The 21,045-nt window shown below is 52.6% G+C and carries 21 protein-coding genes and 1 pseudogene; 11 read left to right on the forward strand and 11 right to left on the reverse strand.

Annotated features, from left to right (window positions below; genetic code table 11):
- The first annotated feature begins 71 nt into the window (after window positions 1-71).
- The 5 genes from FPL14_RS19215 to FPL14_RS19235 all read left to right on the forward strand — a co-directional run bounded on the left by FPL14_RS19215 (window position 72) and on the right by FPL14_RS19235 (window position 4,344).
- Window positions 72-1,163 carry an ABC transporter substrate-binding protein gene (locus FPL14_RS19215; protein ID WP_182299292.1) on the forward strand — a complete coding sequence of 364 codons (1,092 nt, stop codon included), beginning with the start codon at window positions 72-74 and terminating at the stop codon, window positions 1,161-1,163.
- Between the two features lie 86 nt (window positions 1,164-1,249).
- Complete coding sequence (locus FPL14_RS19220; protein ID WP_182299293.1) at window positions 1,250-1,774, forward strand: carboxymuconolactone decarboxylase family protein; 525 nt, start codon at window positions 1,250-1,252, stop codon at window positions 1,772-1,774.
- 18 nt (window positions 1,775-1,792) lie between these two features.
- A complete protein-coding gene (locus tag FPL14_RS19225; RefSeq protein ID WP_182299294.1) occupies window positions 1,793-2,599 on the forward strand; it encodes a mycofactocin-coupled SDR family oxidoreductase in 807 nt (268 codons plus the stop codon).
- A 6-nt stretch (window positions 2,600-2,605) separates the two neighbouring features.
- A complete protein-coding gene (locus tag FPL14_RS19230) occupies window positions 2,606-3,328 on the forward strand; it encodes an HAD family hydrolase (RefSeq protein ID WP_182299295.1) in 723 nt (240 codons plus the stop codon).
- Window positions 3,313-4,344 carry an LLM class flavin-dependent oxidoreductase gene (locus tag FPL14_RS19235; protein ID WP_182299296.1) on the forward strand — a complete coding sequence of 344 codons (1,032 nt, stop codon included), beginning with the start codon at window positions 3,313-3,315 and terminating at the stop codon, window positions 4,342-4,344. Before FPL14_RS19230 ends, FPL14_RS19235 begins: the two co-directional genes overlap by 16 nt.
- Window positions 4,345-4,349: 5 nt before the next feature.
- Here FPL14_RS19235 and FPL14_RS19240 read toward each other — a convergent pair whose 3' ends face one another.
- From FPL14_RS19240 to FPL14_RS19260, 5 genes are all read right to left on the reverse strand, one after another.
- Entirely contained in the window at window positions 4,350-4,679 is a 330-nt protein-coding gene (locus FPL14_RS19240; protein ID WP_182299297.1) for a DMT family transporter, read from the reverse strand.
- On the reverse strand, window positions 4,676-5,251 hold the full coding sequence (locus FPL14_RS19245; protein ID WP_182299298.1) for a TetR/AcrR family transcriptional regulator: 576 nt from the start codon (window positions 5,249-5,251) through the stop codon (window positions 4,676-4,678). The genes FPL14_RS19240 and FPL14_RS19245 overlap by 4 nt, the downstream gene beginning before the upstream one ends.
- Entirely contained in the window at window positions 5,248-5,658 is a 411-nt protein-coding gene (locus FPL14_RS19250) for a DUF5360 family protein (protein WP_182299299.1), read from the reverse strand. The genes FPL14_RS19245 and FPL14_RS19250 overlap by 4 nt, the downstream gene beginning before the upstream one ends.
- Before the next feature lie 115 nt (window positions 5,659-5,773).
- Window positions 5,774-6,292 (reverse strand): putative periplasmic lipoprotein, encoded by a 519-nt coding sequence (locus FPL14_RS19255; protein WP_182299300.1) that lies wholly within the window; start codon window positions 6,290-6,292, stop codon window positions 5,774-5,776.
- A gap of 102 nt (window positions 6,293-6,394) precedes the next feature.
- Window positions 6,395-7,738, reverse strand: coding sequence for an LLM class flavin-dependent oxidoreductase (locus FPL14_RS19260; RefSeq protein ID WP_182299301.1), 1,344 nt, complete (start codon window positions 7,736-7,738; stop codon window positions 6,395-6,397).
- 187 nt (window positions 7,739-7,925) lie between these two features.
- Between FPL14_RS19260 and FPL14_RS19265 the strand changes: the two genes are divergently transcribed.
- Genes FPL14_RS19265 through FPL14_RS19275 form a run of 3 tightly spaced genes read left to right on the forward strand, consistent with a single transcriptional unit; the run spans window position 7,926 to window position 10,824 of the window.
- Window positions 7,926-8,960: a LacI family DNA-binding transcriptional regulator gene (locus FPL14_RS19265; protein WP_182299302.1), complete on the forward strand. Its 1,035-nt coding sequence runs from the start codon at window positions 7,926-7,928 to the stop codon at window positions 8,958-8,960.
- Between the two features lie 22 nt (window positions 8,961-8,982).
- On the forward strand, window positions 8,983-9,702 hold the full coding sequence (locus tag FPL14_RS19270) for a ThuA domain-containing protein (RefSeq protein WP_182299303.1): 720 nt from the start codon (window positions 8,983-8,985) through the stop codon (window positions 9,700-9,702).
- A 21-nt stretch (window positions 9,703-9,723) separates the two neighbouring features.
- Window positions 9,724-10,824, forward strand: coding sequence for a Gfo/Idh/MocA family protein (locus FPL14_RS19275; protein ID WP_182299304.1), 1,101 nt, complete (start codon window positions 9,724-9,726; stop codon window positions 10,822-10,824).
- Window positions 10,825-10,847: 23 nt separating this feature from the next.
- Here the strand turns inward: FPL14_RS19275 and FPL14_RS19280 are convergent, their stop codons facing one another.
- The 4 genes from FPL14_RS19280 to FPL14_RS19295 are packed head-to-tail and all read right to left on the reverse strand — an operon-like array spanning window position 10,848 to window position 14,943.
- Window positions 10,848-11,018 carry a hypothetical protein gene (locus tag FPL14_RS19280; protein WP_182299305.1) on the reverse strand — a complete coding sequence of 57 codons (171 nt, stop codon included), beginning with the start codon at window positions 11,016-11,018 and terminating at the stop codon, window positions 10,848-10,850.
- Between the two features lie 33 nt (window positions 11,019-11,051).
- Window positions 11,052-12,179: a GerAB/ArcD/ProY family transporter gene (locus tag FPL14_RS19285; protein WP_182299306.1), complete on the reverse strand. Its 1,128-nt coding sequence runs from the start codon at window positions 12,177-12,179 to the stop codon at window positions 11,052-11,054.
- A 39-nt stretch (window positions 12,180-12,218) separates the two neighbouring features.
- Complete coding sequence (locus FPL14_RS19290; protein ID WP_182299307.1) at window positions 12,219-13,403, reverse strand: Ger(x)C family spore germination protein; 1,185 nt, start codon at window positions 13,401-13,403, stop codon at window positions 12,219-12,221.
- A gap of 19 nt (window positions 13,404-13,422) precedes the next feature.
- Complete coding sequence (locus FPL14_RS19295; protein WP_182299308.1) at window positions 13,423-14,943, reverse strand: spore germination protein; 1,521 nt, start codon at window positions 14,941-14,943, stop codon at window positions 13,423-13,425.
- Between the two features lie 234 nt (window positions 14,944-15,177).
- On the opposite strand from FPL14_RS19295, the gene FPL14_RS19300 reads away from it, so the two are divergent.
- On the forward strand, window positions 15,178-16,089 hold the full coding sequence (locus FPL14_RS19300) for a DMT family transporter (protein ID WP_182299309.1): 912 nt from the start codon (window positions 15,178-15,180) through the stop codon (window positions 16,087-16,089).
- 238 nt (window positions 16,090-16,327) lie between these two features.
- Window positions 16,328-17,685, forward strand: a protein-coding gene (locus FPL14_RS19305) for an IS1182 family transposase (RefSeq protein WP_182299310.1) whose coding sequence is annotated in 2 segments (ribosomal slippage) — window positions 16,328-16,898 and window positions 16,898-17,685 — 1,359 coding nt in all. Because the reading frame shifts where the segments join, the coding sequence is not laid out codon by codon here.
- Between the two features lie 167 nt (window positions 17,686-17,852).
- Here FPL14_RS19305 and FPL14_RS19310 read toward each other — a convergent pair.
- Window positions 17,853-19,397 (reverse strand): M56 family metallopeptidase, encoded by a 1,545-nt coding sequence (locus tag FPL14_RS19310; RefSeq protein WP_182299311.1) that lies wholly within the window; start codon window positions 19,395-19,397, stop codon window positions 17,853-17,855.
- Window positions 19,398-19,400: 3 nt separating this feature from the next.
- On the reverse strand, window positions 19,401-19,775 hold the full coding sequence (locus FPL14_RS19315; protein WP_182299312.1) for a BlaI/MecI/CopY family transcriptional regulator: 375 nt from the start codon (window positions 19,773-19,775) through the stop codon (window positions 19,401-19,403).
- A 228-nt stretch (window positions 19,776-20,003) separates the two neighbouring features.
- On the opposite strand from FPL14_RS19315, the pseudogene FPL14_RS19320 reads away from it, so the two are divergent.
- Window positions 20,004-21,043, forward strand: a pseudogene (locus tag FPL14_RS19320) (sulfate ABC transporter substrate-binding protein).
- Window positions 21,044-21,045 lie beyond the last annotated feature (2 nt).

Below are 21,045 nucleotides of genomic sequence, written 5' to 3' on the forward strand. Positions count from 1 at the left end.
GGGAGCGGATAAGAGGAACCGTACTTATCGGAGTTTAGATAAAGCACTCAAGCCAATCTTAGGGAGGATTCATGAAAGCTATGAAAAACAATCTAGCCAAACGCAAATGGGTATTATCGGCCATTGCTCTGACCATGGCCATCGCCGTTCTTAGCGGTTGCGGCAAAAACAACAATAACAACAGCGCGGGCCCGGCTTCCGCAAGCAGCGATAGCCCGAATCCGGCGGCGAATGCTTCGGCTACAAACGTTTCCGGCGACGGCAAGAAGCTTAAGAAGGTGACGTTCGCGTACGCCGGAGGCACATGCGAAGCTCCTATCTATACCGCGGTGGAGAAAGGCTTCTTCAAGGAAGAAGGCTTGGACGTCGAGCTCGTCCAGATGGATTTCGAAACGCTGAAATCCGGGATCTCCTCCGGCAAAGTCGACGCGAGCGTCGGAAACTTCGCTTGGTTCAAGCCGATCGAGCAAGGGCTCGACGTTAAAATTACCGGAGGACTTCACGCCGGTTGTATCCAACTGCTCGCGTTGAAGGATAGCGGAATCGCTTCGGTCAAAGATCTGAAAGGCAAAAAAATCGGCGTCGACGTGATCGGCGGCGGTCCGCAAATTACGCTGGCGATCACTCTGAAGCAGAACGGAATCGAGACTACGGACGTGGATTGGAGAGCTTATCCGTCGCAGCAACTGGCTACCGCGGCGGAAAAAGGCGAGATCGACGCGTTCATTACGTGGGATCCGGCATCCCAGCAAGCGCTGGATACGGGTAAATACAATCGCCTGCTGAGCAACGGACATGACGAGCCGTTCAAATCCGGTTACTGCTGCTACTCCGTAATCAGCGGCGCGGTAACGAAAGACGATCCGGAAAAAGCGGCGGCGATCACTCGCGCGTTGTTGAAATCGGCGGAGTGGGTAGGACAGAACACGGCCGAAACGGCCAAGATCGAAACCGACAAGAAATACGTAGCGGCAGATGCGGCTACTAACGAGAAGCTTCTTGCTTCGTACCACTGGAAGCCGGGAGTCGTCAATGCCAAGAAGAGCGCCGAGTTCTTCATTAACGAGCAGAAAAAACAAGGAATCCTCGATGCTTCCACGGACGTGACCGAGCTTCTCGACCGCGCTTTCTTCGAAGCGATTCCGGACTTCAACGGCAACTAACCGCCGTTAGGCAACAAAGGCTGAAGTGTCAGAGTCCTAGAGGCTTTGACGCTTCAGTCGTTTCCATATGAAAGGAGGATCGGATTATGGGCGCCATTATCAAACCGATCGTATACGAACAGGCCTCGCCGGAGGTTAAGAAGGAATACGAAAGCCAATATCGGACTTCGGGAATCGTGACGAACATGAAAAAGACGCTGCTCCATCACCTTCCCTCTTATCGCGTATACGAAGAATGGTATAAGCTTCGTGCGGCATTGCTGGAATTCATCAGCCACCGCGCGTTCGTCGTGTTCTCTTATGCGATCTCGCTGGAGGGCGACTGCCTGCTCTGTTCGATTTACTTTCGCAAAGCTCTGACCGATCGGGGAGAAGATCCCGAGGAGCTCTTTCTCGATGACGAGGAACAGGCGCTTGAGCAATACGGCAGGCACCTGTCGAGAAGTCCGAACGAGGTTCCGGACGCGCTGTTCGCGCACTTGAGCCAATATTATTCTCCGGAGCAGATCGTCGCGCTCACGGCATTCGCCGGGCAGATGATCGCGACGAACGTGTTCAATAGCGCGCTTCGCATCGAGCTGGACGAGTATTTGCTTCATTTCTCAACTTAGATTGAAGGAGCGGTTGACGTGTCGAAGGAATTTACGGGCAAAGTCGTCTTCATAACGGGGGCGGCGCATGGACAAGGGAGAGCGACGGCGCTGGCATTCGCCCGCGAAGGGGCGGACGTGGCGGTATTCGATATCGCGAAGCAGATCGATTACCCGAGCTACCGGTTCGGATCGACGGAGGAGCTTCTTGCGCTGCAGTCGGAGATCGAAGCGCTTGGAAGCCGCGCTCTCCTATTCGCCGGAGACGTGAGAGACGACGAGGCGGTCTCGAAGGCGGTAGCCGATACGGTCGAACGGTTCGGGAAGATCGACGTCCTGTTCAATAACGCCGGCATTGCCGCTTACGGACTATCGCACGAGCTATCCGAATCGGAATGGGATTCCGTTCTGGATATTAACCTGAAGGGAGCTTGGTTAGTCGGCAGGAGGGTCATCCCGCACATGATCGAGGCTCGCTGCGGCGTCATTATTAACAATTCTTCGATCGCCGGGTTACGGGGCTTGCATCGGATGTCTCACTATACGGCTTCCAAATGGGGGCTCGCGGGCTTGACGAAATCTTGGGCGATCGAGCTGGCGCGTTATCGGATTCGCGTCGTCAGCCTTCATCCGACGGGCGTGAATACTCCGATGAACGACGGGCTGGCGGAGCTGGAAGGCACGACCGCGGCGGAGATCGCCGAGCGTTCGGCGGGCAATCTGTTAGCCGTACCTTGGATCGAGGCGGAAGACGTGGCGAACGCGGTGCTGTTCCTGAGCAGCGATCGGGCCCGTTACGTCACGGGATCCCCGTTCGTGCTGGATGCCGGTTTGCTCACCCGGTAAGCGAGGATGGGCAAATCCTTCATTTGGTTCGATCTAGGCTACACGCTGGTCTATAAACCGCGAGAGCGAATCTATCGCGCTTTCCTGCTCGAACACGGCATTCATAGGACGATCGAGGAAATCGAGTTGGCTTATCATGTAGTCGACAAACACTTCATGCGGTACTATCCAGGCGTGCTCGGACGCGAACAAGAAAGGTTTTTCCCGTGGTACTTAGGTTTGTTGAATTACGAGTTGAAAGTCGATTTTAAGCTGCACGAGCAATATGCGAGGTTGGAAGAGCTGGAGCGGCTCCAAGGCTATAGGTGGGAGTTGTATCCGTTCGTTATCGAAACGCTGGAACGCTTGAAACGAAACGGGATCGGACTCGGCTTGATCAGTAACTGGGACGGCGGCGCCAGGGACTTGCTTGACCGTTGCGGGTTGACGCGGCTGCTGGACGCGATCGTGATCTCGTCGGAGGTCGGCTTCGAGAAGCCTTCGCAGGAAATATTCCGGCATGCTTGCTTGATCGCGGGCGTGACGCCGGACAAAGGCTTGTACGTTGGCGATAACTATTACGACGACGTGGTCGGCAGCAGGGCGATCGGGCTGGACTCGGTTCTGATCAACCGGCTGGGCTACAGAGGAATCGAAGAAATCGAGTTTTCACCAATCTTGGCATCTATCGCATCGTTGCCGGATTGGCTTAATCATACGGTGGGGGCGGGAACATGGGAATTCGACTGAGCATACTGGATCAAACGTTGATCCACAAGGACGAGAGTCCGACGGAAGCATTCCGGCATACGATCGAGCTGGCGCAAAAGGCGGAGCAATGGGGCTATCACCGATTCTGGGTGTCGGAGCACCACGATTCCGATCTCGTCGCGGGATCGTCGCCGGAGGTGCTGATCTCGCATCTGCTGGCCAAGACGGAGCGGATTCGGGTAGGATCGGGCGGGGTCATGCTGCAGCATTACAGTCCCTATAAAGTAGCCGAAAACTTTAACGTACTGGCATCGCTTAGCCCCTCCCGGGTCGACCTGGGCATCGGCCGCGCTCCCGGAGGGCTGCCGCATTCCATTAAGGCGCTGCAAGCGGGTAAAACCGATACGGCGACGTTGCCGGAGAAAATCGCGGAGCTTATCCATTATACGCGCAAGCCCTTAGGTCCCGATCATGCATTGGCCGGGTTAAAGGCAAGCCCGATTCCGGCTATTCCGGCTGACATCTATATGCTCGGAGCAAGCCGATCCAGTGCCGAGACCGCCGGGGAGTTAGGGCTGCCGTACGTATTCGCCCAATTCATCAATAACGACGAGGCGGAGGCGGCTCAAGCTTTCGAAGCGTATCGCGGCGGTTTCAAGCCCGTTGACGGCAGTCGGCCCGAAGCGATACTGGGAGTGCCCGTCATTGTGGCCGATACGAGCGAAGAGGCGAAACGTATCGCGGATGATTACCGGATCGTGAGAATCCATCTGAAGAGCGGCAGGACGATTACGGTCGGCAGCGTGGAGCATGCCGAGGAATACGGCAGGCAAGCGGAGGAGGAATTCGCGATCGAGGATCGGCTGGCGTACGTCATTCACGGCTCCAAGTCCGAGGTGCGAACGCAACTGCTTGAAGCGCAACGGAAGTACGGCGTGGAGGAATTTATCATTATCTCGACGATTCGCAACGCCGCTCAGAGGCTGCGTTCTTACGAATTGTTATTCGAGGCTTTCTCCGAAGTGGCGACTCCATTGGAAGCTCCTCGGGCATAACTCCGTTAATGCGCCGCGGCGCCCTTGAGGTTAAGGACGACGACTCCGGCGATAATCAGCACGATCCCAACGGCAGTCGTCAGACTGGCCGTTTCTTTCCATACGACGATTCCGATGACGGCAGTCAACGCCGTTCCTACCCCGGACCATATCGCATAAGCCACGCCGAGCGGGATTTGCTGAAGGCTCAGCGACAAGGAATAGAATGCCAGCGCGAAGCAAGCTATCGTACCGATGCTAGGGTACAGCTTCGTAAAGCCCGCGGAAGCTTTAAGCAAGGATGTGCCGAATATTTCGCTCACGATAGCGACCGCCAAGAACAAATAAGCCTTCATGGGTGAACCTCCTTAGATGTCGTCGGTGCTAAGATGCCCCGAAGCAATAAATCGACCACTCGCGCGAGCGCTTCTTCCAGAGAAAGCATTCGGGCCTCTGCCGCGCCGCGATCCATCAATTGGTAAACCGCTCCTACGTACACGCGGATAAAGGTTTCGATATCGAAGGCGCGCAAATCCCCGTTGTCCATGCCGGCTTGCAGCATCAGTCGAATGTTATCCCAGCCTTCGTTCAAGTAGTCGTCCATGACGGCCCACTGCTCGGGATAGGTATTCTGCAGCTCCTTCAATACGCGAACGTCGCTGAAGGCGAAGCCTTGCGGAACGATAACCAATGCGTCATAGAGCTTTTCCGTTAGGGGGAGCTCTGCGGTCATCAACAGCCGTTCGCGTTCTTTCATTTGAGATACCGCTTGTTCGACGATGCAAGCGACGATCAGCTCTTTCGAGGCGAAGTGTTGATACAACGTTTTCGTACTGATCCCCAGTCGATTCGCCAAGTCCCGGATGGAAAATTTCAATCCTCTTTGCGCGATTTCCTTCGTTGCCGCTTGAACGATTCTGTTCTTCATGCCGGCCTCCCGATCGAAGCGTATTGCCGTTTTGCTAGCGCGGGCAGGAAGAATAGCGGGTAGATCAGCAAGTATAGGTTCGGAATCCACCATGTCGGATCGAAATCTAATCTAATGCCCCAGAAGGCGATAGCCTGAAGCCCGGAACAAAACGTTAAGCTAAGAGATAAGATGCATAGCGGCAGCCATGCGGGATGTTGGCGTTTGTGCAAGATGAGGCTCGCCGCGCCCGTCGCGGAGATGAACAAATCCAAAGGGACAAAAGATAAGTTCCAAGCGACGAGTAATTCGTTGGCGTAATCTTGGTACAAATATTCCTTAGGGATCAGTCCGAGCCATGTAATCGACCAATAGAGGACAAAGCCGATATCCGTTACCCACATCAACGTTTTCAAAGTTTTGTTCATCGGAGCACCCACAATCGAAGAATGGAAAACAAGTAAAACATTTTGTTTTACTTGTTTTCCATATTATCTTATTAAAATAGGGATTTACTGTCAAACGTTTTTGGGCATAACTCGTTTACTTACCTTGGGAAGGTACGAATACCGAGAGATCCGATACGACGATCGCTGCTACTTTATCCTGAATGATCGAGAGCTCCATCAGCTTCCGATTGTTCTTGTCCACATACCCGATTAGCGCAATGTCGCCTTGGTTTCTCTTGAAGAAATCTTTGCCGTACATCTCCGCGATACGTGCCTCGGCATCGCCGACTTGCACTTGCCGGGCGGTAGGAATGCCGGGCTTTACGATCATATAGCCCGCGACTTTGCCGTCGATCACGCTGTATTGATAATCTTCGTACTCCAGAATAACCGTGCTTTTATCGGGCTCCATCCGCATTTTCGGTTCCCCGCGTTGCTTCTTGAGCTCCTCCTCCGAACCCCCCAACGAAGCGATTCCGCCCTGCTCCGCCGTCAAGTCGGTGCTGTTCACTTGATCGATATAATCAAGCGGGGAAGAATCCGCATTCGTCGAATTCGCGGAACAAGAAACGAGCAGCCAAGCCATAGCTAACAAAATCAAAACTTTTTTCATAGGAAAGTCCCCCTCTGATCCCATTCATAGGTTATGCCCTATATTGGTCAGAGGAGGGGAAAAGGTTCGGTTCGGGAGGATATTTCGTTCTCTTGCTATTCCTTATTTCGTTTCGTACGCTCTAGCGAATCGATTGGAAGGCACGGGCAGTCCGATATTTTCTCGTAAGGTGTTTCCTTCGTACTCGGTACGAAACAGCCCTCTCTCCTGAAGAAGCGGGACAACCCCGTTGACGAAATCCTCCAATCCGTCCGGCAAGATCGGGGACATGAGCATGAAGCCGTCCGCGGCTCTCTCGTTGAACCAGAGCTCCAGCGTATCCGCGATCTTCTCCGGCGTGCCGACCAGATGATCGCCGCTGAACGAACCCGTCAGCAAGGAATACACTTCCCGCAACTTCGGATTTTCCCGGGCGATGACGGGCTGGTGCTTCTTGTAGTCCGATTTCGTCTCTTCCAGACGATCCAGTCCTACGTCCTTCGATCTTGAATCCAAGGTGAAGCCGGTGAAATCGACCCCCTTGAAGTAATCGGACAAGAAGCCGATGCCGGTCTCTTCCGTGATGAGAGATTCGAGCTGCTTCAGCTTCGCTTGCGCTTCCTCCTCCGTACGTCCGATAATCGGGGAAATTCCTTGGAGAATGTAAACTTCATCGGGATTACGGCCTACCGACGCGACCTTGCTTTTATAGGTGCGATAGAACTCCTGCGCGTCTTCGAGGTTGTACTTGATGGAGAAAATAACCTCTCCGACCTTGGCGGAGAAGTTTTGGCCGGATTCCGACGTGCCGGCTTGCACGAGCACGGGGTGTCCTTGCGGCGAACGTCCGATATTCAGAGGGCCTTCAACGGAGAAAAACCGGCCTTGGTGGCTTAATCTGTGCAGCTTGGTCCGATCGAAGAACTCCCCGCTGTTTTTGTTTTGAACGAAAGCATCATCCTCCCAAGAGTCCCATAACCCCCTGACGACGTCGAGAAATTCCTCCGCGCGCTCGTACCGGAAGCCGTGGTCGAGGTGCTCCTCCGCGTTGAAGTTACGGGCGGTATTGCCGGACAAATCTCTCGTCGTCACGATGTTCCATCCGACTCTCCCTTTACTGATATGATCGGCTGACATGAATAACCGTGCCAGATTAAACGGTTCGATATACGAGGTAGAGGCGGTAGCGACCAAGCCGATCTTGGAGGAGGCTCCGGCCAACGCCGAGATGAGGGTAATCGGCTCGAAGCGGTTGAGAATGTTCGGATGGGATTGCTCGTTGATGGCCAGGCTGTCCGCCAGAAAGGCGATATCGAACTTGCCCCGCTCGGCGGTTTGAACCAGTTTCTTGTAAAAGTCGATGTCGTGGCTGGCGTGAGACTGCGCTTGCGGAAGCCGCCAGGAAGCCACGTGCATCCCCGTTCCTACCAAATAGGCGGAAAGTTTGATTTGCCGATGGTGAGTCATTCCGAAACCTCCATTTTAATTCATAGTATTTAAATAAGAATAGTGTGGTTAAAATGTAACATTTGTGGAAATAGAGGTCAATACGGATTTCGTCGCGTGCAATCGGCGCTACGGCACGAATACCGCTTGACGCGTTCGGGTGTCCGTGACATAATGTACACGCGTACATTATTCGGAATAGAGAAGGATGAATAACCATTTGACGAACCGCAAGGAAGTGGCAAAGCTGGCCGGCGTATCCGAAGCGACCGTCTCCCGGGTACTCAACGGCATCGGCCCGATGAAGGAATCGACGCGGGAGCGGGTGTTGGAAGCGGCAAAGCAGCTCAACTATGAATTGAATGCCGTTGCCTCCAGCTTCGCGCGAGGGAGAAGCGGCAATCTGGGCGTCGTGCTTCCGTACGTGCCGAAAGTCCATTTGTTCTCCACGTATTATTTCTCCGAATTGCTGAGCGGAATCGGGGAAGCCGTTCGCGCTAAGGGCTACGGATTATTGCTGCTATTCCGGGATCCTACGGCTGTATATGACTATGCATCCTTGTACCGCACGCAACGGGTTGACGCTTGCCTTATTCTCGGGGCGAGCGCGATCGATACGGAGCTGGAAGGAATCAATAGATTGGCCGAAGAGCAATTGCCCTTCTGCGTGATGGACCAGAAGTTCGATAATCCGCTCGTGAGCATCGTCGCCGCCGATCATGAACAGGGAAGCTATGACGCCGTGAAGCATTTGCTCGGCAAAGGGTTGCGGAAGATCGGATTTCTGAACGGATCCCCGCAATATTCGAATAGCCGGGACCGAATGTCCGGCTACCGACGAGCTTTGCTGGAGGCGGGAATCCAACCGGACGAATCGATCATGTACGAAGGCAACTATAGCCGGAAGAGCGGAATCCGTGCGGCGACGGAAGTCTATCGCGACTTGGGGAACATGGAGGCTATTTTCGTCAGCAATGACCGTATGGCCATCGGGCTTATGCAAGGATTGCGGGAGCAAGGCTGCCGGTTGCCGGAGCAGCTGAAGGTCGTCGCGTACGACGACTCCGACGCGGCCAGCCTGACGGAACCGACCCTTACGACGGTGAAAGTCCCGTTCTACGAGATGGGGCGCCTGGCCGCGGAGCGATTGCTGACCCGGCTGGCGGACAAGGATAATACGGAAACCATTATTAATGAGAAATTGAAGACCGAGCTTGTCATTAGAAAATCTAGCGGGAACTAAGCGGAATGGAGAGAAAGCGCGAATGAAAAAGGCTCTTATCGTATGGGGAGGATGGGACGGCCATCAACCTAAGGAAGTAGCGGAAATCTTTCGCTCCCAGCTCGCGGAAGAAGGCTTCGAGGTCGAAGTGTCGGATACGTTGGAGGCTTTCTCCGACGGCGAGAAGCTGAAGGGACTCGATCTGATCGTACCGGTGTGGACGATGGGACGCATCGAGCAGGCTTGGGTGAATAACGTCTCCGCGGCCGTGCAGAGCGGAGTCGGATTGGCGGGTTGCCACGGAGGAATGTGCGACGCGTTCCGGGAGAACACGGACTGGCAGTTCATGACCGGGGGACAGTGGATCGCGCACCCGGGCAACGACGGCACGGAGTACAAGGTCGAGATCAAGAGCGGCTCCAGCCCGCTGGTCGAAGGGATCGACGATTTTATCGTATCGACGGAGCAGTATTATTTGCACGTCGATCCGGCCAACGAAGTGCTGGCGACGACTCGTTTTCCGGTCGTGGCCGGACCGCATTCGCCGAACAAAGCGGTAGATATGCCGGTCGTCTGGACGAAACGCTGGGGGCACGGGCGCGTGTACTATAACTCGCTAGGGCATCAAGCGAACATTATGGAAATTCCGGTCGTGAAGGAGCTCATGAGGCGGGGATTCAATTGGTGCGCGGAAGGCAAGGCGTTAGCGCCTTCCGAGCAGGTTGCTGGAGCATACACGGGCATGGCGGATAACCAACTTTAAATTCGGGAGACGAGAGACCTCATGGACAAAATTAAAGTCGGCGTAATCGGGACGGGCAATATCAGCGGGATCTATTTTCAGAACGGCGGAAAGTTCGATTCGATGGAAGTGGTCGCTTGCGCGGATTTGGACGTGGAGCGGGCTAAGGCGAAAGGCGAAGAATACGGTATCCGGGGCTGTTCGGTTGAGGAGCTGCTCGCCGACCCCGAAATTCGGATGGTCATCAACCTGACAATTCCGTTAGCGCACGCTTCGGTGAGTTTGCAGGCGCTGGAAGCGGGCAAACACGTCTACGTGGAGAAGCCTCTGGCCGTTACCCGGGAAGAGGGCTTGCAAGTATTGGAGCTGGCTAAGCGGAAAGGGCTGCTCGTCGGAAGCGCGCCGGATACTTTCCTCGGGGGCGGGATTCAAACGTCGATCAAGCTCGTGGAAGACGGTTGGATCGGCACTCCGATCGGCGCAACGGCCTTCATGGTGTGCGGAGGGCACGAAACCTGGCATCCGGCTCCGGAGTTCTACTACCACAAGGGCGGCGGTCCGATGTTCGATATGGGCCCTTATTATTTGACGGCGCTTGTCGCATTGCTTGGACCGATTGCCCGGGTTACGGGGTCTGCGCGCGTCACCTTTCCGGAACGGACGATTACGAGCCAGCCGAAGTTCGGGCAGAAGATTCAAGTGGAGACGCCTACCCACATTGCGGGGATCATGGATTTCGCATCCGGTCCGATCGGCACGATATTGACCAGCTTCGACGTGAAAGGCAATTCGCAGTTGCCGCGGATTGAAGTCTACGGCAGCGAAGGAACGTTGATCGTTCCCGATCCGAATACGTTCGGAGGTCCGATCGGCATCAGCAGGGCAGGTTCTAGGGAATGGTCCGATATTCCGCTCACTCATGGGAGAGCCGAGAACGCGCGAGGCGTAGGCGCGGCCGATATGGCCAGAGCAATCCAGACGGGCCGTAAGCACCGCGCCAACGGGGAGATGGCCTATCATGTGCTTGAAGCGATGCACGGATTCCATGACGCCTCGGAGCAAGGGAAGCATTACGTCATGAAGAGCACATGCGAGAAGCCGGCTCCGTTGCCGATGGGTTTGGCGGACTTTGACTTGGATTGAATAAGTCGCGATCGTAATCGGGATTATTTCGGAACCTCCCTAGCGGGAGGTTCTTTATGTTTTCTTTTACGAACTGCCAGCCTGGCCCAAGTAATGACCGAAAGGAAGATAGCGGCAACGGCAAGCGCGATTACGGCCATCCATGGGGAGTGGATGATAACGGTCGATTCCCAAGGCCAAATAAATATGTTCAATGCCGGCCACCTCCGAGCTAAACGCAAGTAATCTTATTGCTGTTGCTGCCGTTCCGGAAGGAACGGTTGTCCTTTCTTCCATTTCGTTCTTATCCCTGCGACGATCAATAAGAGCAAAGGAAGGTAAATGGTCAGAGGGAGCCAGAGATATCTCGGGAAGTTATTAAATGCGACTTCCAAATGCTCCGAAAGGTTGGAAGCCATGGTTAAACCCATAACCGAGGCAATGGAGGTTACCAAAATAATGATTAACCCGTTGCTCTTTGCCAATGTTAGCTGCTTAACTGCCATAACGGCCGCCATCAAGTAAAAGGATATTTTCAGAAATGCGGTAACTGTAAAATACATCATTCCGAGCGCGTCCAGGTTCTCCAAGAAATCGGCCACGCTTACTAGCCTTAATACGGTCAGATTGGGAAAAACGCTTCTCTGAAGCACGCTTTCGCCGAGGGCCATAACATTCATTAAATTCATGATCGATATGAGGACGCCGGTAAATAACGTTGCGATAACCATGACCTTGGGCAACTTTTTCCGGTCTTTCGTATTCAAGTTGGTCCAGAACATGGCAAACAGAATGCTTTCCCCGAAGGTTTGCGAAATGCCGAGTTGCCACTGATCCCAGACTCTCTCCCAGCCTGCCCCCATAATCGGCCGCAAGTAATCGAGATGCAAGATTTTCGCCCCGTTCAACAGCATAATTTCAAGGATAAAGAGGATAAGGATGATTGGAAACAGGATGCTGGCGATTCTGCAGAGCACTTCTAACCCGCTGAATAAGATATAGGAGACGACAAGCATTAAAGGTACGATAACAGCCCAAACAGGCGTGCCGGGCAGCATCATCATATTCACGAAAAATCGAATGTCGCCAATGATTCTTCCCGCAACGTAAATAAACAACAATGGATATAACCATGCGAGCGGGACCCCCAGACCAAGTCCGAACTGAGTTGGAAACCATTGTACTAACGTCAAGCCTGGCTGCAATCGCATCATTACCGAAACAAGAAAAATGAAGCAGCAACCCGCGACGGTGGACAACAAAGCAGCGATCCAAGCATCGCGTCCGGCTTCGGAAGAAAAACCGAAAATAATCGTAGTTCCAATCTGGAAGAGAACGATGCTTGCAAATAATTGATATTTCGATATTCGAATCATCTTATTCGCTCCTTAGGTGAACCAATCGGTCAAATCCCGTTATTTCATACTCATCGTCTCGTTTATCATGCCGTTTCTCCGAATGTCGACTTTGGATTGAACCGAAAATCGGACATTCGGGAAGATTTCATTCCAATTCTCCTTATATTGCCGCCTCCAGGTTTTCGGCCGCCGTTGGAATATAGCTTGACCCAGCCCGGTAATATCGGATTTTAATTGTTGCGCCTTATCGCAAGTCTCGCCGATTCTTTGCTCGAGATCTTTTTCTATTAATCGTTCCAAAAACGAGATGTTTTCGGAGTCTTGCAGCTTTAGCCGGGACGTATTCTCGTAAACGTCGAATTCGGCTTTCACATTCACTTGCGCTCTTGGGATGCGGCCGTTTAGGATTGGAATCAATTTCGTGTCCGCATTCACCAGCTCCGCGCTAATTTTTCCGCCTCCCTTTTCCAACGGAACATCCACCGTGATTACCCCGATCTTCATTGTGCCGCGAAGCCAAAGCAAACCTCTGGTCTCCCGATTATTCAGCCAACCGGCTATCCGATTGCGATGAAGAACCGCCGTTCCTTTTAGGACAAGGTCGCTCAATCCTTCCTTAGAATCCGCGCCGGGTCTTGAAGAGGCAATCTCGATCTGCGGAGCGAACGGATCCTGTCCTTCCGCGGCGAGCATATTTACGAACTCGTTCAGTTGAATATGAACGCCGATTCCGGACTTGACTTCTTCTTTGATGACTTCGGCCGTGAGCTTCTCGAGCTTAGGCTTGAAGCCCAATATATCAGCGGCTTCGCCCTTGGTGAACAGAATGTAGCTTCTCATCTGGCTTTGCCTGTACCTTTCGTAAAAATCCAATACTTCGGACACGTTTTTTCCGGCAAGTTTCCCTCCGATGATAATCGCCCTGTTATGCGAGAAAAAAATTTTCCGGGGTATCTTCTCTTGAATGCGCCGATACGCATCCATGATTGTTTCCCCTTGCTCAGATACTAACCAACCCGCATCGTTTACCAATTTCCCGCCCCCTCCTCCCCCTTCCGCGGAAGTTCCGAGCAGTCTTGGGACGGCTAATTGAATGGACACTTTGATATCCCCGTTATCCATCCGGTCCAGCCCCGTAGCGGTTACGATGGCGATATCGTTAACCTCGACCCGGCTCCAGCAGCCGGTCAAGAGAAACATCGGAACGATGAACCATAAAAGAGCATTCGGTTTTCCCATCATCGTCTTCCTTCCGCGTATGTTAATTTCTTGAACTGGGCGGTCCGGGACGTGAGTCGTTCTTGATGCGATTTCGATTGCGCTTGGCCGTCTGGACAGGACGTTTGATCATAGCCCACCAGGGAGCGCGAATGACAACGTCTTTTAGACCGCTAAAGCTTAGAGGAGCTAAAGGGGATAGGAAAGGAACCCCGAAGGAACGGAGCCGGGCCAGATGAATCAGAATGGTCAGCAGTCCTAGCAATAGGCCATACAGCCCCAACGTTCCCGCAGCGAACATCAGAGGAAAACGAAGCATTCGGATGGCAAATCCAAAGCTATAGGTCGGGAAAATAAACGACGCGATTCCGGTAAAGGAAACCACGATAACCAATGTCGCGGAGACGATTCCGGCTTGGACGGCGGCTTGGCCGATGACAAGCGCTCCAACGATGCTTACCGCTTGTCCGATCGGACGGGGAAGACGAACCCCTGCTTCGCGCAGCCCTTCGAAGGCTACCTCCATGAGGAAAGCTTCAACGATCGCGGGAAAGGGAACCGCTTCGCGGGACGCGGCGATGCTGAGCAGCAATGTCGTCGGCAGCATCTCTTGATGGAACGTCAGCAAGGCAATGTATAAGGACGGAAAAACAAGCGCGCTGAACGAAAGCACGAAGCGCAGCCAACGGGTTGCCGTGGCGGGAATATACCGTTGGTAATAGTCTTCGGAAGCGTGAAGCAAATCGAACATCGTGACCGGTACCATCAGAGCGAAGGGGGTATTGTCCACGATAATCCCGACTTTTCCTTCCAACAAGCATGCGGCGAATCGATCGGGCCGCTCTGTGCTCAGCACTTGCGGGAATATGGAAAAGGAATGATCTTCGATCAGTTCCTCGATATATCCGCTCTCCAGGATGGCATCGATGTCAATGCGGCCGATTCGCTCGCGAACCTCGTCGACGATACTCTTCTCCGCTATATGATCTAGATAGACCACCGCGACATCGGTACGGGATAACCGTCCGATTTTCGTGGCTTCTATCTTCAAGTAGGGAGTTTTAAGTCTTCTTCGAACCAAACAGGTATTCGTTCTTATATTTTCCGTAAAACCTTCCCTGGGTCCGCGGATGACAGGTTCCGAAGCCGGTTCTTCTACGGATCTCGATTCCCATTTGCGAGTACCTATTATCAAAGCCTGCAAGGTATGATCCAACAGCAATACCGTGTCGCCGGAAAGGATATTTTCCGTCAGGACGTCCATCCGGTCTCCCTTCGTTGTTTGGCCCGAGCAAATCATCCGCGATTCCAAATAAGCAAGCCGGTCCGCAATCGGGACTTCATTTAAGGACGGGCCGACCGTTCCGCTTAGCAAAGGCTTGATAATATCGGAATCGATGATTTCCGAATTGACCATGCCATCAACGTAAATCAGAGCGCAATCGCACCGACCTCCGATAGGAAACTCTTTAAATACGATATCCGAAGAGCGATCGAATAGGGTTTTGAATCGTCCAAGATCAACTTGCAGATTACCGCTTAGAGGCTGTCCGGCAGCCGGCATTTAAATCCCTTCTTCACGACCATTTATTTCCTGTAGCGATTGTATTATATCCCGAACCAACATGATGTATCCGACGAATGGCCGGGCATATGCGCGCGATCAGATGAATGCGGGAACCCTTGCATAATTTCATGTGAATTCATAGATCCGTTTGATATAATCCGAGTAAAACGACAGCGTGAGAAATCTTTGATATGATTTTTCGTCATCGGAATGGAGCATGGCAAAAGCAATATGGATAACAAATGGGTTTATTATGCGGGATTAATTATGGTGGCTGCCGTATGGGGAGCGAATTTCGGGGTATCGCGTTCCGCGATGGAAACGTTCGATCCGATTTTGTTCTCGTTCCTTCGGTTCGGACTTGCCGTTCCGTTCTTCTTCCTCATTTTGAAGATTAGAGAGGGCAGCGTAGGTTTGCCATGGAGAGTCGTGCTGCAGCTGGCTTTAATCGGCCTAGTCGGGGTAACCGGTCTCGAGATCGCGGTTATGTACTCTATTAAATATACGACGCTAGCCAATGCGTCCTTGTTGAACGTGGCGCCTTGGCCGATATTTGCGGCGTTATTCGCGCCGATGTTCGTGAAGGAGAAATTTACGAAACGCCTTGGGATCGGAGGAGCGGCGGCGATCGTTGGCGTCACCTGTATTATTCTAGGCGGAGAAGAAGGGTTTAATCTCTCGTCCGATCATATGCTGGGCAATTTGCTGGCGTTCGGGATCAGCATCGTGGGAGCTTTGTTTAATCTCTCGTGCATGCCGTTGATGAAGCGATATTCTTCTCTGAGAGTCAGCGCGTGGTTCATTATGTTCGGAAGCTTGTTCATGCTGCCGTTTACGGCGGGAAGCTGGGGCAAAGTCGATTGGGCCGGCTTGGAGGCGGGGCACTATACGGCGATCGTCTATAACGTGCTTATTTGCACCGTTGCGGCTTTCATCGTCTGGAACGCGAGCATGTTCAAGATCGGAGCCGCCCGGGCGAACTTCTTCCGTTACGTCGTACCTGCCGCGGCGGTCATCGCGGGGCTAGTCTTTTTCGACGAGGGCATTACGGTCTGGCAGATGATCGGGGCCGTCTTCATGGCGGCGGGTCTGGTGTGGATTAGCACGGAGAAAAAGCCATCCGTAGCGATAAACCCGAGCTAGGGCTTCTGGGCTATCCCATTGGCTCAGGACATTGCGGGTAGCGGTACATGTGTAAAAAATAAGCCTGCCGGGCGGGCTTAAATCCCCGAAAACGGCGCCATAACGGAAAATAAGCCTGCTCAGCAGGCTCAGGCTGTCGAGAAAGTCTCGACAGCTTTTATTATGTCTAAATAGTTTAATACGACACCGCGTTAATTTGGTATAATAGATTTAACTATACCGAACGGATGGTGTTTCCATGCTTCGTTCTAATCGCGATAAACAACAGAACTATGAATTTGTTTCCATCGAAGATCTTGTTCCCGCCGATCACATGCTTCGAAAGATCGATAAATATATCGACTTCTCTTTCATCGATGATAAGGTACGCCCACTTTATTGCGAAGACAATGGTCGTCCCGCTGTTGATCCGGTCGTACTCTTTAAGATGATTTTTCTGGGCTACTTCTATGGCATTCGGTCCGAACGGCAGTTGGAGCGAGAAATCCAGACTAATCTTGCTTATCGCTGGTTCCTCGGCCTCGGATTGACTGACCGCGTGCCGGATCATACGACGATTAGCTGGAATAGAAGAACACGGTTTAAGGATACAACTGTATTTCAAGATATCTTTGATGAAATCGTCTTACAAGCGATCTCACACCGGATGGTCGGCGGAAGAGTCCTTATTTCCGACTCGACTCACATCAAGTCCAGCGCCAATAAACATAAGTACACCAAAGAACAAGTACAGCAAAATACGAAGGCGTATGTGGACGAGCTGAACGCCGCTGTTGAAGCTGATCGGAAGGCGCATGGAAAAAAGCCCTGAAACCTAGAGAGGAGGTGAACGAAGACAAGGAAGTGAAGGTTAGTACCACCGATCCCGATAGCGGGTATATGGTTCGCGACGGCAAGCCGGAAGGCTTCTTTTATCTGGACCACCGCACGGTTGATATGAAGTACAATCTCATTACCGATGTCTTTGTCACGCCAGGTAACGTACATGATTCGATGCCCTATCTCGAACGATTGGACCGTCAACGCGAAAGATTCGGTTTTCAGGTAGAAGCAGTAGCATTGGATTCAGGTTACCTCACAGCACCGATCTGTAAGGGGTTGGACACGCGGAAAATCTTTGGCGTTATTGCTCACCGCAGATTCCATCCTACACAAGGCCTGTACCACAAACATGAATTTAAGTATGATGCCGAGCGAGATCTTTATATTTGTCCGCAAAAGCAGGAGTTACCGTACAAAACGACAGACCGACATGGTTACCGACACTATGCTTCTGATCCGCAGCAATGCGCGTCATGTCCGATGTTAAACAAGTGTACCCGGTCACAGAACCGCCGAAAAGTCGTGACTCGGCACGTGTGGGAAGAGAGCAAAGAGCGCGTGCGACTTAACCGACTGAGCAAGTCGGGCAAGAAGCTATACCGCAAACGAAAAGAAACGATTGAGCGAAGCTTTGCGGACGCCAAAGAGCTCCACGGGTTTCGCTATTGCCGTTTGCGAGGACTGCGAAATGTGACCGAGCAAGCGCTTATGACTGCTGCTGTACAGAATATGAAGAAGATTGCCCTCCATCTGGACAGGAGGGAAATGGGGTAATAATCTCCCCAGATCCCCCTTCTTCCAGGCACCTAAATAAAAAAAGAAACCCAATGTCTAAAAAGACGTGGGTTTCTCGACGATCTGAGCCTGCTCAGCAGGCTTATTTTTTATGAGTGCTGTGATGTACGCCGAACTTTAGGATTAACCGCCTAACCCAAGCAGGATCACGGTTGCCATTGCTTGATCACGGTCATAGGATCAATATATTTTCCGTCGCTAAGAACGGAAAAGTGAAGATGAGGTCCGGTGGATTCGCCGGTACTTCCCATTAATCCGATTAGATCCCCGGATTCGACCGAAGCGCCTTCCTCTACGGAAAGCTTGTCCAAATGCCGGTACTCCGTGGTCCAAATCCCATTGTGCTCGATCTTGATCGTATTGCCGTATTTTTTATCGTATTCGGCTTTGACGACTTTTCCGCCAGCGGCGGCGTAGACGTCGGTGCCTTTTTTGTTCGCGATATCGATGCCGTCGTGCAACGATTTCTTTGAGGTGACCGGATGGATACGTTCGCCGTAAGGCGAAGTCAGCTTGCCGGCGGTCGGCGCGATGAACGGGATTGTAACGGAGCCCGCCTCTTTCCGGGTATCGACGATAGGAGCAGTCGTCGGTTGTTCGGCGGCCGTGGATGAGTCGCCTTTCCCGGAAGCGAACGCGGAAGGCAGCGTGAATAACGCGGCCGCGACAAGGATCGCAACTCCTATGAAAGATACGCGTTTTTTGGACGGTTTATATTGATGGATCATGACAATCCTCCTTTTGATTTGATTTTTGGTACCGAAAAATCCGACGCCTGCCGTAACGGTTGTTCGCGATGCGCCGATCTCCAGTAATCTGATAATGCTCGCCGCATACGTTTCCCTAAGCTCCGAAGAACTTAGAACACTGGCGTCGCAGGCGGCTTCTTGATCGGCCCTCATGCCGCGCAGCCCGTACCATACCGCCGGGTTGAACCAGTGGACCGATGCCAGGACATACGCCAGCAAGTTGATCGGGATATCCCTTCGTTTCAGATGAGCGAGCTCATGCCGAATAATGCATTCCCATTCGTTCGGACTTAACTGTCCGATGAGATGGCGCGGTATGAGCACGGCCGGGGAAACGATGCCGAATAAAGCCGGAGCCGACACTAGGCCGGTGAGCCGAATTCGGACGCGGGAACGTATATCTCCTTCGTGAATAAGCCGCTTGAACAGCTTGTCCAGCTCCCGGGGAACTTCGGTTGCCGACTCTCGGCGAAGGGTCAGGTATGTTCTCAGATGCGCCCCGGCTAATAGCAGCCAAGCGGTTGCCGTTCCGATCAGCCAGACAATCGCCAAAGCCCCCGAAAGGGAAGACGGCCATTCCCGGCCAGCATCGGACGTTTCTACAACGGGAGCGACGTTGCCTAGGGCCATATTTCCAGTCGAACCTGCTGCTCTCGTCGGTATTTCCTCGGCCGCCGGCTGTCCGATTCCTTCGGAATAACCGCCAGGGATTTGAGACCCTATCGCTTCGGGAAGGGAGAACCAGCGCAGCTCGCTCTCCAACTGACCCGGCAGCCAGGGAAGCAAAAGCTTCGCGAGAAGAAGCATCCATAGGGCATAGTGCCAAGCCGGAGATAGTCTCCTTCGAAAAATCCTCAGCAACAAAGCAATCGCGACAATCAACGCGGCAGCTTCCAAGGAGTTGATTAGCGTACGCTCGAACAAACGGATCAAGTACTCCATCGCCTATTTCTCCTTTTCTTGGAGCAGCGCCTTCAACTCCTTGATATCCTCGGAAGACAGCTTTTCGTTTTGTAGAAAATGCACCATCAACGGCTTGAGCGAGCCTCCGTAAATCCGATCGAGGAACGACCGGCTGGCCTCTTGGACGCACTCATCCTCGTTAAGCAAAGGGAAATAAGTATATTCGCGTCCATCCTTATTGAATCCGAGCGCTTGCTTCTGTACGAGCCTGCCGATCAGGGTCTTCACGGTTTTCGGCTTCCACGCCTTGCTCCCGCTTAAACGAGCGATAATATCGGCGGCCGTTAACGGCGAAGCTTGCCATACGATGCGCATAATATCCCATTCCGCGTCCGAAATGTTAGGCGATTCAGGCATTGCTAACCCTCCTAAAGCGATTGTGTTTGAATATTCACCGGTGATTCGCAATTGAAGATTACAGTTGTAGTCTACGAACAAAGATTACAATTGTAATCCGTAATTGTCAAGCAAGTTTCCGGTAATATCATCCAACATTTGTTTAAATACTAGTTTACAACTAGGAATAGTGTGTATTATGATGATGGAGATTATTACTAAATGACAATCAGTTTGGAGGAACGGCAAATGAAGAGCTTCAAGAGGTTAAAGATCGCGGTTATCTTGCTATCGGCGGTTGCCTTGCTTTTCGGTTCGGTTAATCCCGGGGTTAGCGGCAAAGCGGAGGCGGCATCCAAGAAGAAAAAGATAACGCTCCTGAACGTCTCTTATGACCCCACACGGGAACTATACGAGGAATTCAATAAGATTTTCGCGACCTATTGGAAGAAGAAGACGGGCCAAACGGTGGAAATCAAGCAGTCGCACGGCGGATCGGGCAAGCAAGCCCGTTCGGTCGTAGACGGGCTCAAAGCCGACGTCGTCACTTTGGCATTGTCTCTGGATATTACGGAGATTCAAAACAAGGGCCTGCTGGATGCGCGTTGGGAGGATAAGCTACCTTACCATAGCTCCCCCTACACGTCGACGATCGTATTCGTCGTTCGCAAAGGAAATCCGAAGAAGATCAAGGATTGGGACGACATCGTCAAATCCGGCGTGCAGGTCATTACTCCTAACCCGAAAACGGGCGGGCGCCCCGTTGGACGTATTTGGCGGCTTGGGCGTATGCGCTTAAGCATAACAAGAACAGCGAAGCCGCGGCCAAAGATTTCGTAACGAAGCTGTATAAAAACGTACCGGTGCTGGATACCGGGGCGAGAGGATCGACGACTACGTTCGCGCAACGCGGGATCGGCGACGTATTGCTTACTTGGGAGAACGAAGCCCACTTGATTCAGAAGGAGTTCGGATACGATTACGAGATCATAACTCCGTCTTTAAGCATTCTGGCCGAACCGTCGGTCGCCGTAGTAACCAAGAACGCCAATAAGAACGGCACGACGGAAGTAGCGAACGAATATTTGCGTTATCTGTATACCAAGGAAGGGCAGAGGCTCGTAGGGAAACATTTCTACCGTCCTAACGATCCTGCGGTTCTTAAGGAATACGAGAAGCAATTTCCGAAGCTCGAGCTGGTCACGATTCGCGACTTCGGCGGATGGGCCGCCGCTCAGAAGAAGCATTTCGCGGATAAAGGAATTTTCGACCAGATCTACAATCCTTAATT

It is taken from the genome of Cohnella cholangitidis, assembly GCF_014107495.1.
In the GTDB taxonomy this organism is placed as follows: Bacteria; Bacillota; Bacilli; order Paenibacillales; family Paenibacillaceae; genus Cohnella; species Cohnella cholangitidis.

Excerpts from the sequence above, each read along its gene's own strand:
- FPL14_RS19235 (WP_182299296.1), top strand. The coding sequence starts at position 3,313 with ATGGGAATTCGACTGAGCATACTGGATCAAACGTTGATCCACAAGGAC.
- FPL14_RS19265 (WP_182299302.1), top strand. The coding sequence starts at position 7,926 with ATGAATAACCATTTGACGAACCGCAAGGAAGTGGCAAAGCTGGCCGGC.
- FPL14_RS19275 (WP_182299304.1), top strand. The coding sequence starts at position 9,724 with ATGGACAAAATTAAAGTCGGCGTAATCGGGACGGGCAATATCAGCGGG.
- FPL14_RS19270 (WP_182299303.1), top strand. The coding sequence starts at position 8,983 with ATGAAAAAGGCTCTTATCGTATGGGGAGGATGGGACGGCCATCAACCT.
- FPL14_RS19245 (WP_182299298.1), bottom strand. The coding sequence starts at position 5,251 with ATGAAGAACAGAATCGTTCAAGCGGCAACGAAGGAAATCGCGCAAAGA.
- FPL14_RS19300 (WP_182299309.1), top strand. The coding sequence starts at position 15,178 with ATGGATAACAAATGGGTTTATTATGCGGGATTAATTATGGTGGCTGCC.
- FPL14_RS19260 (WP_182299301.1), bottom strand. The coding sequence starts at position 7,738 with ATGACTCACCATCGGCAAATCAAACTTTCCGCCTATTTGGTAGGAACG.
- FPL14_RS19315 (WP_182299312.1), bottom strand. The coding sequence starts at position 19,775 with ATGCCTGAATCGCCTAACATTTCGGACGCGGAATGGGATATTATGCGC.
- FPL14_RS19310 (WP_182299311.1), bottom strand. The coding sequence starts at position 19,397 with ATGGAGTACTTGATCCGTTTGTTCGAGCGTACGCTAATCAACTCCTTG.
- FPL14_RS19255 (WP_182299300.1), bottom strand. The coding sequence starts at position 6,292 with ATGAAAAAAGTTTTGATTTTGTTAGCTATGGCTTGGCTGCTCGTTTCT.
- FPL14_RS19250 (WP_182299299.1), bottom strand. The coding sequence starts at position 5,658 with ATGAACAAAACTTTGAAAACGTTGATGTGGGTAACGGATATCGGCTTT.
- FPL14_RS19285 (WP_182299306.1), bottom strand. The coding sequence starts at position 12,179 with ATGATTCGAATATCGAAATATCAATTATTTGCAAGCATCGTTCTCTTC.
- FPL14_RS19240 (WP_182299297.1), bottom strand. The coding sequence starts at position 4,679 with ATGAAGGCTTATTTGTTCTTGGCGGTCGCTATCGTGAGCGAAATATTC.
- FPL14_RS19215 (WP_182299292.1), top strand. The coding sequence starts at position 72 with ATGAAAGCTATGAAAAACAATCTAGCCAAACGCAAATGGGTATTATCG.
- FPL14_RS19290 (WP_182299307.1), bottom strand. The coding sequence starts at position 13,403 with ATGATGGGAAAACCGAATGCTCTTTTATGGTTCATCGTTCCGATGTTT.
- FPL14_RS19230 (WP_182299295.1), top strand. The coding sequence starts at position 2,606 with ATGGGCAAATCCTTCATTTGGTTCGATCTAGGCTACACGCTGGTCTAT.
- FPL14_RS19220 (WP_182299293.1), top strand. The coding sequence starts at position 1,250 with ATGGGCGCCATTATCAAACCGATCGTATACGAACAGGCCTCGCCGGAG.
- FPL14_RS19295 (WP_182299308.1), bottom strand. The coding sequence starts at position 14,943 with ATGCCGGCTGCCGGACAGCCTCTAAGCGGTAATCTGCAAGTTGATCTT.